14 protein-coding genes are annotated in these 14,630 nt (G+C 71.4%); 12 read left to right on the top strand and 2 right to left on the bottom strand.

The annotated features are described in order from the left end of the window. Window positions 1-59: 59 nt before the first annotated feature. On the bottom strand, window positions 60-1,241 hold the full coding sequence (locus AVW09_RS14410) for a DUF349 domain-containing protein (protein ID WP_063258742.1): 1,182 nt from the start codon (window positions 1,239-1,241) through the stop codon (window positions 60-62). A 469-nt stretch (window positions 1,242-1,710) separates the two neighbouring features. Continuing rightward, window positions 1,711-2,049 (bottom strand): hypothetical protein, encoded by a 339-nt coding sequence (locus AVW09_RS14405; RefSeq protein WP_063258719.1) that lies wholly within the window; start codon window positions 2,047-2,049, stop codon window positions 1,711-1,713. Window positions 2,050-2,154: 105 nt separating this feature from the next. Here AVW09_RS14405 and AVW09_RS14400 point away from each other — a divergent pair, with 105 nt between their 5' ends. The 12 genes from AVW09_RS14400 to efp all read left to right on the top strand — a co-directional run bounded on the left by AVW09_RS14400 (window position 2,155) and on the right by efp (window position 14,630). Next, window positions 2,155-3,525 (top strand): replication-associated recombination protein A, encoded by a 1,371-nt coding sequence (locus AVW09_RS14400; RefSeq protein ID WP_082823000.1) that lies wholly within the window; start codon window positions 2,155-2,157, stop codon window positions 3,523-3,525. A gap of 178 nt (window positions 3,526-3,703) precedes the next feature. Further along, window positions 3,704-4,333 carry a 30S ribosomal protein S4 gene (gene rpsD, locus AVW09_RS14395; protein ID WP_022879926.1) on the top strand — a complete coding sequence of 210 codons (630 nt, stop codon included), beginning with the start codon at window positions 3,704-3,706 and terminating at the stop codon, window positions 4,331-4,333. Between the two features lie 284 nt (window positions 4,334-4,617). Beyond that, a complete protein-coding gene (locus AVW09_RS14390; RefSeq protein ID WP_231901853.1) occupies window positions 4,618-4,938 on the top strand; it encodes an ATPase in 321 nt (106 codons plus the stop codon). Between the two features lie 60 nt (window positions 4,939-4,998). Next, window positions 4,999-7,668 carry an alanine--tRNA ligase gene (gene alaS / locus AVW09_RS14385; protein WP_063258718.1) on the top strand — a complete coding sequence of 890 codons (2,670 nt, stop codon included), beginning with the start codon at window positions 4,999-5,001 and terminating at the stop codon, window positions 7,666-7,668. After that, a complete protein-coding gene (gene ruvX / locus AVW09_RS14380) occupies window positions 7,665-8,138 on the top strand; it encodes a Holliday junction resolvase RuvX (protein WP_063258717.1) in 474 nt (157 codons plus the stop codon). Before alaS ends, ruvX begins: the two co-directional genes overlap by 4 nt. 1 nt (window position 8,139) lies before the next feature. Next, the gene (gene mltG / locus AVW09_RS14375; RefSeq protein ID WP_063258716.1) at window positions 8,140-9,720 is read left to right on the top strand and encodes an endolytic transglycosylase MltG; all 1,581 of its coding nucleotides are present in this window, start codon (window positions 8,140-8,142) and stop codon (window positions 9,718-9,720) included. Continuing rightward, window positions 9,714-10,550, top strand: coding sequence for a shikimate dehydrogenase family protein (locus tag AVW09_RS14370; protein WP_063258739.1), 837 nt, complete (start codon window positions 9,714-9,716; stop codon window positions 10,548-10,550). The genes mltG and AVW09_RS14370 overlap by 7 nt, the downstream gene beginning before the upstream one ends. A 4-nt stretch (window positions 10,551-10,554) precedes the next feature. Beyond that, complete coding sequence (gene aroC, locus AVW09_RS14365; RefSeq protein WP_063258715.1) at window positions 10,555-11,781, top strand: chorismate synthase; 1,227 nt, start codon at window positions 10,555-10,557, stop codon at window positions 11,779-11,781. Then, the gene (locus tag AVW09_RS14360) at window positions 11,768-12,301 is read left to right on the top strand and encodes a shikimate kinase (RefSeq protein WP_063258714.1); all 534 of its coding nucleotides are present in this window, start codon (window positions 11,768-11,770) and stop codon (window positions 12,299-12,301) included. Before aroC ends, AVW09_RS14360 begins: the two co-directional genes overlap by 14 nt. Continuing rightward, window positions 12,298-13,374, top strand: coding sequence for a 3-dehydroquinate synthase (gene aroB / locus AVW09_RS14355; RefSeq protein ID WP_063258713.1), 1,077 nt, complete (start codon window positions 12,298-12,300; stop codon window positions 13,372-13,374). Before AVW09_RS14360 ends, aroB begins: the two co-directional genes overlap by 4 nt. Window positions 13,375-13,529: 155 nt before the next feature. Continuing rightward, on the top strand, window positions 13,530-13,988 hold the full coding sequence (locus tag AVW09_RS14350) for a type II 3-dehydroquinate dehydratase (RefSeq protein WP_063258738.1): 459 nt from the start codon (window positions 13,530-13,532) through the stop codon (window positions 13,986-13,988). Between the two features lie 81 nt (window positions 13,989-14,069). Further along, a complete protein-coding gene (gene efp / locus AVW09_RS14345) occupies window positions 14,070-14,630 on the top strand; it encodes an elongation factor P (protein WP_063258712.1) in 561 nt (186 codons plus the stop codon).

Genomic DNA, 14,630 nt, shown 5'->3' with positions numbered 1-14,630 from the left:
TCAGTGTGCCGGGATGATCTCCCCTCGCGCGTCCGAAGACGCGGGGCTGTGGAGAACGCTCAGCCGCCGAGCGCGCGGAGCCAGGTGCGGCGCGCCTCGAGGGCCTCGGAGGCCTGGGCCGCGGCGCGCTTGTCGCCCTTGGCCTGGGCCGCGGCGAGTTCGGCCTCGAGCTTCTCGATCGCGTCGGTCAGCTGACGCGTCATGTCGTTGGCGCGCGCCTTCTGCTCGGGGTCGTTGCGCTTCCAGTCGGCGTCCTCGCGGGCGCGGACGCTCTGCTCGATCTTGCGGAGCTCGTCGTCGAGAGTGCGCTCCTTGTCGCGCGGGAAGATGCGGCCGATCTCGTCCCACTGACGCTGGATCGCGGTCAGCTTCTGACGCGCGGTGGCGAGGTTCTTCTCGTCGACGATCGGCGCGGCCTCGGCGAGGAGCGCGCGCTTCTGCTCGATCTTCTCCTTGGATGCCTCGGCATCCGCCGTCTCGCGCTCGATCCGCGCGCCGTAGAGCGCGTCGCCCGCGGCCTTGAAACGCGCCCAGAGGGCGTCGTCGACCTTGCGGCCGGCGCGGCCGGAGGCCTTCCACTCGTCGAGCAGATCGCGGTACGCCGGGATGCCGTCCTCCCCGCGGGGCGCGAGAGCCTCGGCGCGCTCCACGAGACGCGTCTTGGCGTCGCGGGCGGACTTGTGGGTCTCGTCGAGCGCGGAGAAGAACTCGCGGCGGTGACGGTCGACCGTCGCACGGGCGTCGCGGAAGCGGCGCCACAGCTGCTGGGCGGTCGACTTCGGCAGACGCGGGCCGTTCTGCTGGTGGGCCTGCCACCGGTCGAACAGGGCCGACATGTCGGTGGTCATCTGCTTCCACTGCACCGATTGCGGGTCGCGGGCCGCGAGCGCCTCGGCCTGCTCGACGATCTCGGTGCGCTCGCGCACGGCGTCGTCCACGGCCTCCTTGGCCGCGGCGGCCTCGGTCTCTGTCGCCTCGGCCAGTTCGGCCGTCAGGGCGTCGAGGCGCTCGAGCAGCGCGGCGAGGTCGCCCACTGCGGCGGCGCCGTCGACCTTCGCGCGGACGGTCGCGGCGGTGGAACGCAGGTCGGACGCAGATGCGCCGCCGCGACGGTGACGCACCTCGAGGAGCGTCACCTCACCCGCGAGGTCGGCGAACTTGCGCGTGTAGTACGCCAGGGCTTCGTCGGGCGTGCCGTCGGGGTACTGCCCGACGACGCGCCACTCGGCGCCCTCGCGCACCGAGACGGTGCCGTCCTCGTCGACGCGACCCCACGGCTCGACTGGAGCCGCGACGCGGGCGCCCGGACGCGGTCCGGGACGGGGACCGGGGGCGGGGGGAGCCTTCGGGGCTGCCGCCGGGGCTTCGGGCTCCTCGGCCGTGGCGGGAGCCTCGGGCTCCGCGGCATCCGCGGCCGGATCGGCCGCTTCGGTGGACGGAGCCTCCTCCGCCGCCGGCTCGTCGTCCGCGGCGGTCTCGGCCGCGGGCTCAGCGGTCACGTCAGCCGCATCCGCAGCGGTTTCGGCCGCCTCGTCGGCGGAAGCCTCGACAGTCTCGTCGGGCGTCTCGACGTCGTCGGCGACGGCGGGGGTGGTGTCGGGGGAGTCGGAGGAGGGAAGGGAAGTCACGGGAAGCACCTCATCGCGGCAGAGCCGCCTGGGGGAGAAGGACGGACCCGAGCCTAGTACGACGGATGCCGTCGCCACAGGTTCACGGCGTGGGCGAGGTGTCCGGGACGGGGGCGACCGGGTCGGTGGACGTCGAATCGCTGGAACTCGGGTCGGGGAGCAGCGGGTCGATCGACGGGGAACCCGGCGCGGGGGTGTCGGTCACCGTCGGGGCGGGGACGGGAGCACCGGGGCCACTGACGAAGTACACGGTCTGCAGCGCCGCGGCACCGGCGATCACGACCAGACCCACGACGACGGCAAGGACGTTGTCGCGTCGGCGGCGCTGCCCCTGGCGACGGTGGATCTCCTGCCGCATCTGATACGCCCGCGCACGCTCGCGCTGCTCGCGGCTCTGCCGATCCTTGCCACCCGTCGCCACATCGACCTCTTCTCACCGTGCGGACCGCCCCGATCCTACGCATCGAGTCGATGCGCCCACAAAGCCGCTCGATCCGGTGTCGGTGGTCGCGATTAGCCTGGGTCGGTGACCAGTGCTTCCGCCCTCTTCCAGGGCCAGACCCCGCTCGCGGTGCGGATGCGCCCGACGAGCCTCGACGAGGTCGCCGGCCAGGGTCACCTGCTGCGCCCCGGTTCACCGCTGGTCACGCTCGCGGGCACCGAGTCCTCGGCATCCGGTTCCGCCGTCTCGGTCATCCTCTGGGGGCCGCCGGGCACGGGCAAGACGACGCTGGCGCAGGCCATCGCGCGCTCGTCGGGGCGGCGGTTCGTCGAGCTGTCGGCGATCACCGCGGGGGTGAAGGACGTCCGCGAGGTCATGCAGGAGGCTCTCACCCAGCGCGACCTGTACGGCCAGTCGACGATCCTGTTCCTCGACGAGATCCACCGCTTCACGAAGGCGCAGCAGGATGCGCTCCTCCCGGGCGTCGAGAACGGGTGGGTGGTGCTCATCGCGGCGACGACCGAGAACCCGTCGTTCTCCGTCATCTCGCCGCTGCTGTCGCGTTCGCTCCTGCTCACGCTGCGGCCGCTCGGCGACGATGACCTCGGGGCGCTGGTGGACCGCGCGGTGACCGATCCACGGGGCCTGGCCGACGGCGTCGTGCTCAGCGACGAGGCACGTGCGGCTCTCGTTCGCCTGGCCTCCGGCGACGCCCGCCGCGCCCTGACCGCCCTCGAAGCCGCGGCCTCCGTGGCCGCCGACGACGCCGCCCGCGACGACGACGAGCACGACGACGACACGGATGCCGACGACCCCCGCCCCGTCATCACCGGCGATCACATCGCGCAGGCCGTCGACCGCGCGCTGCTGCGCTACGACCGGCAGGGCGACGAGCACTACGACGTCATCAGCGCGTTCATCAAGTCGATCCGCGGTTCCGACGCGGATGCCGCCATCCACTACCTCGCCCGCATGATCGAGGCGGGGGAGGACCCGCGGTTCATCGCCCGGCGCCTGGTGATCTCGGCCGCGGAGGACATCGGTCTCGCCGACCCGCAGGCGCTGCAGATCGCGGTCGCCGCGGCGGATGCCGTCGCCTTCATCGGCATGCCGGAGGGGCGCATCCCCCTCGCCGAGGCCACCGTGTACCTCGCCACGACGGCGAAGTCGAACGCCGCGTACAACGCGATCAACGCGGCGATCGCCGACGTGCGGGCCGGCGGGTTCGGCCGGGTGCCGATGCATCTTCGCGACGCGCACTACCCGGGAGCCAAGCGCCTCGGGCACGGCAAGGGCTACAAGTACGCCCACGACAGCGAGATCGGCATCGTCGCGCAGCAGTACCTGCCCGACGAATTGCGCGGGAAGCAGTACTACCAACCGACGTCCCACGGGGCGGAACGCGAGGTGTCCGCGCGGCTGGAGAAGATCCGGCGCATCCTCGACGGCGGCTGAAACGGCGGCGGGACCGCCTCTGGTAGCATGAATCGGCTCGAAACAGGGTTTTCGGGCATCCCCTCCTTCCTGTGATCACCTTCCGGTGCGCCCCGGCGTGCGCTTCGGATCGGGCGGAAGGGGGCGATACGTCCGTGAGCCGCGAAAGGCGCGGCCACGTCATCGGAAGGAGTACTTCGTGGCAACGAAGTCCCAGGACCGCCGCAAGGTCCGTCTGTCGCGCGCCCTCGGCGTCGCGCTCACCCCGAAGGCCGCCCGCTACCTCGAGAAGCGTCCCTACGCTCCCGGCGAGCACGGCCGCACCAAGCGCAAGGCCGACAGCGACTACGCCGTCCGTCTGCGTGAGAAGCAGCGTCTGCGCGAGCAGTACGGCATCCGTGAGAAGCAGCTGCGCATCGCGTTCAACGAGGCCCGCCGCACCGAGGGCCTGACCGGTGAGAACCTGGTCGAACTCCTCGAGATGCGTCTGGACGCCCTGGTCGTTCGTTCGGGCTTCGCCCGCACCACCGCCCAGGCCCGTCAGCTCGTCGTGCACCGCCACATCCTGGTCGATGGCCAGCTCGTGGACCGCCCGTCCTTCCGCGTGAAGCCGGGTCAGCTCGTGCACGTCAAGCCCAAGAGCGAGGGCCTCGAGCCCTTCCAGGTCGCGGCCGCCGGCGGACACGCCGAGGTTCTGCCCCCCGTTCCGGGCTACCTCGAGGTCGACCTCTCGACGCTGCAGGCGCGCCTCGTGCGTCGCCCGAAGCGTGCCGAGGTGCCCGTCACGTGTGACGTGCAGCTCGTCGTCGAGTACTACGCCGCTCGCTGAGTCTCCGACTCACGAGCCGAAGGGCGCCGGGTTCTCCCGGCGCCCTTCGTTGTCTTCGGTCGCGCTCTCGCGCGGCCTGGCGTCGTGTTGAGCGAGCACAACTCCGGCATCCTGGCGCCCCTCGGGCCGACGGCAGCCATCGCCCACGTGCCTGCAGGAGTTGTGCCCGATCCGGGGGACGCCGAGGACCCGAGACCGGCCACCCGGAGGGACGGGATGCCGGGGGCGTGGCATCCATCCCTCCGGGCGCGCGCTCGCGCGACCCTGTCGCCTACGATGAAGGGATGCCGCGCCCGCGGCGCTCGCTCGAGGAAGAAGTGGTGATCGTGAGAAGCCTCGTCTGGTTCGTATTGGGCATCGCCGGAGGCTTCGTCGCCGCGCACCTGGTCAACAAGGACCCCCGCGGCCAGGAGCTCCTCGCCCAGGTCGACGCGCGCATCAGCGAGTTCGCCGACCGCATGAGCGAGGCCTACCACGAGCAGGAGACGCGGCTCTCCGACATCCTCGACGACGCCAAGGGCGTCGCGGCTGCCGCGGTCGACGCGACCGCCGACGCCGCAGGCACGGTCGCCGACGCGGCGAAGAAGGCCGCCCCCACCGACTGACCTCCCGGCATCCCGCCCCGTTCGACGGGGCGGATCCGCACGCCCACGGAAAGACCCCACATGAAAACCGCCGAGATCGCTCAGCGCTTCCTCGACTACTTCGAGAAGAAGAACCACACCATCGTGCCGTCGGCGTCGCTCGTGACCGACGACCCGGCGCTCCTCTTCACCGTCGCCGGCATGGTGCCGTTCATCCCGTACCTGAGCGGCGTGGTGCCCCCGCCCTACCCCCGGGCTGCGGACGTGCAGAAGTGCATTCGCACGAACGACATCGAAGAGGTCGGCAAGACCCCGCGCCACGGCACCTTCTTCCAGATGCTGGGCAACTGGTCGTTCGGCGACTACTTCAAGGAAGACGCGATCCGCTACGCGTGGGAGCTGCTGACGACCCCGGATGCCGAGGGCGGCCTGGGCTTCGACCCGAAGGACCTGTGGGTCACCGTCTACCAGGAGGACGACGAGGCGCACGACCTGTGGCTGCGCCTCACCGACCTGCCCGAGGAGCGCATCCAGCGCCTCGGCAAGGACACCAACTACTGGTCGACCGGGCTCCCGGGCCCCGCGGGTCCGTGCTCCGAGATCTTCTTCGACCGCGGTCCCGCCTACGGCATCGACGGGGGACCGGCGACCGACGACGACCGCTACGTCGAGATCTGGAACCTCGTGTTCATGCAGTACGAGATCACGAACGTGCGGTCGAAGTACGACTTCGACATCGTCGGCGAGCTGCCGGCGAAGAACATCGACACCGGCATGGGCCTGGAGCGCATCGCGTTCATCAAGCAGGGCGTCGACAACATGTACGAGACCGACCAGGTTCGTCCGGTCCTCGACCTGGCGGCGAAGCTCGCGGGCAAGTCGTACGGCGCCGAGTCGCACGACGACGACGTGCGCCTGCGCATCGTCGCCGACCACGTGCGTTCGTCGCTCATGCTCCTCGCCGACGGCGTCACCCCGTCGAACGAGGGCCGCGGCTACATCCTCCGCCGCATCATGCGCCGCGCGATCCGCTCGATGCGTCTGCTCGGCGTCGAGGGACCGACGTTCCCCGAGCTGTTCGCCGCGTCGCGCGACGCGATGAAGGAGTCGTACCCCGAGGTCGCGACGGACTACCCGCGCCTCTCGGCATACGCGATCGCCGAGGAGCAGACGTTCCTCCGCACGCTCGCGGCGGGCTCCGCGATCCTCGACCAGTCCGTGGCGGATGCCAAGCAGGGCGGCGCCACGACGCTGTCGGGCTCCGAGGCGTTCCTGCTGCACGACACGTACGGCTTCCCGATCGACCTCACCCTCGAGATCGCCGAGGAAGCCGGTCTCACGGTCGACCGCGGCGCGTTCGACACGCTCATGCAGGAGCAGCGCGCCCGCGCGAAAGCCGACGCCCGCTCGCGCAAGGGCGCGATCGCCGACCAGAGCGTGTACCGCGAGTTCCGCGCGCTCGGCGAGACGGTGTTCACCGGGTACACCGACCTCGAGACGGAGTCCAAGGTCCTCGGCATCCTGGTCGACGGTCGTAGCACCGACCGCGCGTCGCAGGGCCAGATCGCCGAGGTCGTGCTCGCCGAGACCGCGCTGTACGCCGAGTCCGGCGGCCAGGTCGCCGACAAGGGCGTCATCGTCGGTCCCGGCTACGAGCTCGAGGTGCTCGACGTGCAGCGTCCCGTGCCGGGCCTCATCAGCCACACGGTCGAGGTCACCAGCGGCGAGGTGTCGGTCGACGCCCCCGCGACGACGGTGGTCGATGCCCTCAATCGCCACTCGGCGCAGCAGGCGCACTCCGCGACGCACCTCGTGCACGCGGCGATCCGCGACACGCTCGGCAAGACGGCGACCCAGACCGGGTCGCTCAACCGCGCCGGGTACATGCGCTTCGACTTCAGCTGGGGTGCGGCGCTCTCGCCTGAGACCCGCACCGAGATCGAGGACATCGCCAACAACGCCGTCCGCGACAACCTCGAGGTCACGACGCGCGTGCTGTCGCTCGACGAGGCCAAGGCCGCGGGAGCGATGGCGCTGTTCGGCGAGAAGTACGGCGACACCGTGCGCATGGTCGACATCGGCGGCCCGTGGTCCCGCGAGCTCTGCGGCGGCACGCACGTCGCGCGCAGCGCCGAGATCGGCCTGGTCAACCTCGTCGGCGAGTCCTCGGTCGGCGCGTCGAACCGCCGCGTCGAGGCGCTGGTCGGGCTCGACGCGTTCCGCGACCTCGCCGCCGAGCGCGCCATCGTGTCGCAGCTCACGACGTCGCTCAAGACCCCCCGCGAGCAGCTCACGACCCGCATCGCCGAACTCGCCGCGAGCCTCAAGGCCGCCGAGAAGAAGATCGCCGCGTTCGAGGCGCGTGCGCTCTCCGACCGCCTGCCGCAGTTGGTGGAATCCGCGGTCGCGGTGGGCACGGTGCGTGTGGTCGCGCAGTCGCTGGGGGAGGGCGCGTCGGCCGACGACGTACGCTCGCTCGCGCTGCAGGTACGCGACCGGCTCGGCTCCGACCCCGCGGTCGTCGCCCTCGGCAGCGTGGCGGGCGGCCGCGCCACGGTCGTCGTCGTGACGAACGACGCCGCGCGGGAGCGCGGCCTCGCCGCCGGCGCCCTGGCCAAGAGCGCCGCCGGAGTCCTCGGCGGCGGCGGCGGTGGACGTCCGGATGTCGCGCAGGGCGGCGGAACGGATGCCGCGGCCCTGCCGCAGGCGCTCGAGGGCATCGTCGCAGACGTGCGGGCGATCACCGCGTGACGGCCTTCCGCCGCGGCATCCGGCTGGGGATCGACGTCGGACGCGCGCGCGTCGGCGTCGCCCGGTCGGATCCCGACGGTCTGCTCGCGGTTCCGGTCGAAACCGTGCCGCGGAAGGGCGAGCCGGTGCGCCGCATCGTCGCCCTCGCGGAGGAGTACGAAGCGTTCGAGGTGCTGGTGGGTCTGCCGCTGAACCTGCGCGGTGACGACACGCCCTCTACGACCGATGCCCGCGCCTTCGCCGGGGAGCTGGCGGCGGCGTTGAGCATCCCGGTCCGTCTCGTGGACGAGCGGCTCAGCACCGTCTCCGCGCACGACGTTCTGCGGCAGGCCGGGCGTTCCCAGCGCGAGTCTCGTAGCATTGTGGACCAAGTCGCCGCTGTGGTGCTGCTGCAGCAGGCGCTCGACGTCGAGCGAAGGTCCGGTGACCCGGCCGGACCCGCTGTAGCACCGGGACAGGAGCCCGCCTGACATGCCCGAAAACGACCCCACCGATCCGTTCGCCGAGCTGTACGGCCGACTTCCCGACCCCCGATCCGGAGCGACGGATGCCACGGCCCGCAGCGGCGCGACCGCCGGGGCCCCCGCGCCGGACGCCTCCTCTCCGCCGCCCTCGCGCCGCGCGGCCCGCGAGGCCCGGCGAGCCCAGACGGGCGACACTCCGCAGACTCCCGAGACGCAGAGCGGCGTCACCCCCACCCCGCCGACGGCACCGGTGCCCGCTCCGCGGGCCGCGGCGCAGACCACGCCGATCGGCGCCCCGGCTGAGGAGCGGCGGCCCGAGCCCGTCGCGGCGTGGCAGCCCACGCCGCGGCGCCAGCCCGAACCCGGTCCGCAGCAACAGACCGCGACCGTCGGCGTTGCGACCGCCGCCGCCGGTGACCGAGGCGTCGCATCCGGGTCGCTCGATGACCTCTTCTCCGGTCGCGCCCACTCGGACGACGTGCAGTGGGCCGCGCCGCCGAAGCGGCGCCGCCGCGTGGGCGGCTGGATCGCCCTGGCGGTCGTGCTCGTGATCATCGGCGGAATCGTCGGTGGCGGGTTCGCGCTCTGGAACACCTACGGCGACCGCGTGCGCGAGTTCCTCGGCACGGGAGAACCCACCGACTACGCCGAGGGTATGGCCACCGGCGAGGCGCGTGTCACGATCGTCTCCGGCGACACCGGAGAGTCGGTCTCGCCGAAGCTGTTCGAGGCCGGCATCACCAAGCAGTCCGACTCGCTGTACAAGTACATGGTGCAGAACAACGTGGCCTTCACGTTCCAGCCGGGCGTATACAAGCTGCAGCAGCAGATGTCGTCCCCGGCGGTGCTCACGGCGCTCCGCGATCCGGCGACCCGCCTGAACCACTCGGTCCAACTGCGCGAAGGCCTCACGCTCGAGCAGTCCCTCGACGCGATGTCCGAGCAGCTGACGATCCCGCGCGCCGACTTCGAAGCGGCGGTGGCCGATCCGTCACAGTACGGGGTGTCGGCATCCACGCTCGAGGGATGGATCTTCCCGGCGACCTATGACTTCGACGACGGGGTCACGGCGACGCAGGTCATCCAGAGAATGGTGCAGCGCACGGTGCAGTCGCTCGACCAGGCCGGGGTGCCGGAGTCTGATCGCGAACGGATCCTGATCATCGCTTCGATCATCGAGCGCGAGGCGCGCAACTCCGACGACTTCTACAAGGTCTCGCGCGTGATCGAGAACCGCCTCCAGCCGGACAACGACGAGACCCACGGTCTGCTGCAGATGGACTCGACGGCGCAGTACGGCGTCGGGGAGATCGGCGCGGGCAGCTCGTCGTCGTCGGAGAACGCCCTCACCAGCGACAACCCGTGGAACACCTACATCCGCCCGGGCCTGCCCATCGGTCCGATCGCGAACGCCGGCGACCTCGCCATCGACGCGGCCATGCACCCCGTCGACGGCACCTGGTACTACTTCACGACGGTCAACCTCGACACGGGCGAGACGGTGTTCTCGACCACGTACGCCGACCAGGAGAAGGCTGTCCAGCAGTTCCGCGACTGGTGCCGCGCGAACCCGAACAGCGGATGCTGACCGGCACCCGGCTCGCCGTCTGGGGAGACCCGATCGACCACTCGCGGTCGCCGGAGCTGCACGCGGCGGCGTACCGCGAGCTGGGCCTGCCGTGGGCGTACGGCCGACAGCGCGTCACCGAGGCGGGTTTTCCCGCCGCGGTGGAGAACCTGGATGCCACGTGGCGGGGCCTCTCGCTCACGATGCCGCTGAAGAACGTCGCCGCGCGGTCGGCGGTGTCCCTCGACGACGCGGCGCGCCGCACGGGCGCGGTGAACACGTACCTGCTGACGGACGACGGCCCCCACGGCTTCAACACCGACGTCGGGGGACTGGCGCGCGCGCTGCGCGAGGCGGGCGTCACGCGGCCTCGGGCCGCGCGCATCCTCGGGGCCGGTGCGACCGCGACCTCCGCGGTGCTGTCGCTGGCCGAGCTCGGCGCCCCGCGCGTCGAGGTCGTGGCCCGGCGCCCCGAGGCCGTCGACCCGCTGCGCGACCTCGGTGCCTCGGTGGGCGTCGAGGTTGTGCCCTCGTCGTTCGACTCCCCGGGCGAGCCCGAGCCCGTCGACGTCACCATCGGAGCCCTGCCCGGGAACGTCGACGCCGGTCCTGGCATCCGTCCCCTCGTGGAGAACGGCGGGCTGCTCGTCGACGTCGTGTACGGCAACTGGCCGACGTCGCTCGCCGAGCAGTGGCTCGCGGCGGGGAACGCGGCGATCAACGGTCTGCCCATGCTGCTGCACCAGGCCCTGCTGCAGGTGCGCGTGTTCGTGGGCGGCGACCCCACCGTCCCGCTCGAGCGCGAGGACACGGTGCTCGCCACGATGCGCGCCGCGCTCGTGGGAGGATAGGGGCATGCTTCGCGTGCTCACGGCCGGGGAATCCCACGGCCCCGAACTGGTCGCCCTCATGGAGGGGATGCCGGCCGGCGTCCCGATCTCGCCCGCGCAGATCCGCGCGGACCTCGCTCGTCGCAAGCTCGGCTACGGCCGCGGTTCGCGCATGAAGTTCGAGGAGGACGAGCTCACGCTCTCGACCGGCATCGTGCACGGTTTCACGATCGGCAGCCCCATCGCGCTGCGCATCGGCAACACCGAGTGGCCGAAGTGGGTCGAGGTCATGAGCCCCGAGCCGGTCGAGCTGTCCGACCGCTCGCGCGGTCGCGGGGCCGCCCTCACGCGCCCCCGCCCGGGCCACGCCGACCTCGTCGGCATGCAGAAGTACGGTTTCGACGAGGCGCGGCCGATCCTCGAGCGCGCGTCCGCCCGCGAGACCGCGGCCCGCGTCGCGCTCGGCGCCGTCGCCCGCGCGTTCCTCGGCGAGCTCGGCATCCGGCTCGTCAGCCACACGCTCTCGATCGGCCCCGTTCGCGTGCCCGAGGGTGCGGCGCTGCCGACGCCCGACGACGTCGACCTCCTCGACGCCGATCCGCTGCGGTGCTTCGACCCCGACACCTCCGCGGCGATGGTCGCCGAGGTCGATGACGCGAAGAAGGCCGGTGACACGCTCGGCGGTATCGTCGAGGTCCTCGCGTACGGCCTCCCGCCGGGTCTGGGCTCGCACGTGCAGTGGGATCGTCGACTGGATGCCAAGCTCGCCCAGGCTCTGATGAGCATCCAGGCCATCAAGGGCGTCGAGGTCGGAGACGGCTTCCTCACCACGACCCGCCGCGGGTCGCAGGCGCACGACGAGCTCTTCGCGACGGACGACGGCATCACCCGCTCCTCCGACCGCGCGGGCGGCACCGAGGGCGGCATGTCGACCGGCACCGTGCTGCGGGTGCGCGCGGGCATGAAGCCCATCGCCACGGTCCCGCACGCCCTCCGCACCGTCGATGTCGCCACCGGCGACACGGCCGCCGCGCACCACCAGCGCTCCGACGTCTGCGCGGTCCCGGCCGCGGGTGTCGTGGCGGAGGCGATGGTCGCGATCACGCTCGCCGACGCGGTGCTGGAGAAGTTCGGCGGCGACAACGTCGCCGAGACGCGCCGTAACCTCGAGGCGTACCTCGCGCACCTGCCCGAGACGCTGCGCACCACGGACGCCTCCGACGCGGCGTTGCTCGCGCATGACCTCGGCTGAGGCCGGCGGCGCGCTCGTGCTCATCGGACCGATGGGTGCGGGCAAGACGAGTGTCGGGCGGCGCGTCGCGCGCGCCCTCGGCGAGCCGTTCAGCGACACCGACAAGATCGTCGTGCGCGACCACGGCCCCATCCCCGACCTGTTTCGCGCGCACGGCGAGGCGCACTTCCGCTCCCTCGAGCGGGATGCCGTGGCCGAAGCCCTCGAGCGGGGCGGTGTCGTCGCGCTCGGCGGAGGAGCGGTGCTCGACCCGGTCACCCGCGAGCGGCTGGCGCAGCATCGCGTGGTGCTGCTGACCGTGGCGCCGCACGTCGTGGCATCCCGGATCCACGGCGACGAACGCCCGCTGCTGGGCGGCGAGGACCCGGCGGAGCGCTGGCTCCGCATCTACGAAGAACGGCGACCGATCTACGAAGCGACCGCCGACATCGCCTTCGACACGTCGTCGGGTCCGCTCGCCCGCGTCGTCGACGACATCGTGGCCTGGGCGCGCCCCGTCCCGGCCCAGGAGACCCCATGACCGACACCACGACCATCACCGTCGCCGGCGACCCCGGGTACGACATCACGATCGGGCGCGGCCTGCTCGCGACGCTCGGCGAGAAGCTGCCCGCGGCGGCGCAGAAGGTGCTCATCGTGCACCCGCCGACCCTCGCGGCGCAGGCGGAGTCCCTGCGCGCCCAGCTCGTCGGCGACCGGCAGGTGCTGCTCGCCGAGATCCCGGATGCCGAGGCGGGCAAGCGCATCGAGGTCGCCGCGTTCTGCTGGCAGGTCATGGGCCAAGCGGATTTCACGCGGACGGATGCCGTCATCGGCTTCGGCGGCGGAGCCGTCACCGACCTCGCCGGGTTCGTCGCCGCGACGTGGCTGCGCGGCGTCGCCGTGGTGCAGGTGCCGACGACGGTGCTCGCGATGGTCGACGCGGCCGTCGGCGGCAAGACGGGCGTCAACACCGCGGAGGGCAAGAACCTCGTGGGTGCCTTCTGGCCGCCCGCCGCCGTCGTATGCGACCTCGACCTGCTCGACACGCTCTCGAAGAACGAGGCCACCGCCGGTTTCGCCGAGGTCGTGAAGGCCGGGTTCATCTGGCATCCGGAGATCCTCGACCTCATCGAGGCCGACCCGTCCGGGATCGTCGACCCGCGGGGGGACGCGTTCCGCCGCTGCATCGAGCTCGCGATCGACATGAAGGCGCGGGTCGTGGGTGAGGACCTGCGCGAGGCGGGGCTCCGCGAGGTCCTCAACTACGGGCACACACTGGGCCACGCGATCGAACACGCCGAGCGGTACCGCTGGCGCCACGGCGCCGCGATCTCCGTCGGCATGGTGTTCGCCGCGGAGCTGTCGCGCCTTGCCGGACGCCTCTCCGACGACGTCGCCCAGCGCCACCGCGATGTGCTCGAGTCCCTCGGGCTCCCGACGACCTACCGCGCCGGCGCGTGGCAGACGCTCAAGGCGACGATGCAGCGCGACAAGAAGTCCCGCGGCAGCATGCTGCGCTTCATCGTGCTCGACGACCTCGCCCGCCCGACGGTGCTGCAGGCCCCTGACGAGTCGCTCCTGTTCGCGGCGTATCAGGAGGTCGGGGCGTAAGGCCCCGGCATCCGGTCGGCCACGCGCTCGTTCGCAGAATCCCGCGAATCTCGCAGCATTACGGCCGGATTCTGCGAGGAACGTGCGAATCTGCGAACTTCGGCGCACGTGAGACGGGGGATGCCACGACCCAGCGCGCTGATAGCGTGCTCGGGGTGAGCACGCCGCGTCGCCTTCTCCTCGTCAACGGTCCGAACCTCAACCTGCTCGGTACCCGCCAGCCCGAGATCTACGGACGCGACACCCTCGCCGACGTCGAACGCGTGACCACCGAGGCCGCCCACCGCCGCGGTCTCGAGGTCCGCGCGATCCAGAGCAATCACGAGGGGGTGCTCATCGACGCGATCCACGCCGCCCGACTCGACTGCGCCGGCATCGTGATCAACGCCGGAGGGTTCACGCACACGTCGGTCGCGCTGCGCGACGCCCTGGCATCCGTGGCTCTTCCGGTCGCCGAGGTGCACATCTCGAACATCAAGGAGCGCGAGAGCTTCCGCCACTTCTCCTACATCGAGGACGTCGCGGCGGTGCACGTCATCGGCGAGGGCGTGCCCGGATACGCGCGGGCCGTCGACCTGCTCGTCGACGTCATCAGCGGCCGCGCCGACGGCTGAGCGACCCATCGCGTAGACTCGATCGCTGGGCGAGCGCCGACGCGACGCCCCACCGACTCACGAAACGGAACATCGAACCTCATGGCATCCACCGCAGACATCAAGAACGGCGTCGTCCTCAACATCGACGGTCAGCTCTGGAGCGTGGTGGAGTTCCAGCACGTCAAGCCGGGCAAGGGCGGCGCGTTCGTCCGCACGAAGCTCAAGAACGTCATGAGCGGCAAGGTCGTCGACCGCACGTTCAACGCCGGCGCCAAGGTCGACATCGAGAACGTCGACCGCCGCGACTTCACGTACCTGTACAACGACGGTGAAGGCTTCGTCTTCATGGACGTCGCCGACTACGACCAGATCACCGTCGGCGCGGCGACCGTGGGCGACGCGGCCAACTTCCTGCTCGAGAACCAGCAGGTGCAGATCGCGCTGAACAACGGCAACCCGCTGTACATCGAGCTCCCGCCGTCCGTCGTGCTCGAGGTCACCTACACGGAGCCGGGTCTGCAGGGCGACCGCTCCTCGGCCGGCACCAAGCCCGCCACCGTCGAGACCGGCTACGAGATGCAGGTCCCGCTGTTCCTTGAGACCGGCACCAAGATCAAGGTCGACACTCGCACGGGCGAGTACCTCGGCCGCATCAACTGA

The sequence above is a fragment of the Microbacterium sp. T32 genome (assembly GCF_001619615.1).
In the GTDB taxonomy this organism is placed as follows: domain Bacteria; phylum Actinomycetota; class Actinomycetes; order Actinomycetales; family Microbacteriaceae; genus Microbacterium.
Note: the sequence above shows the minus strand (reverse complement) of the source record. Positions and strands in the feature narration are given on the sequence as shown.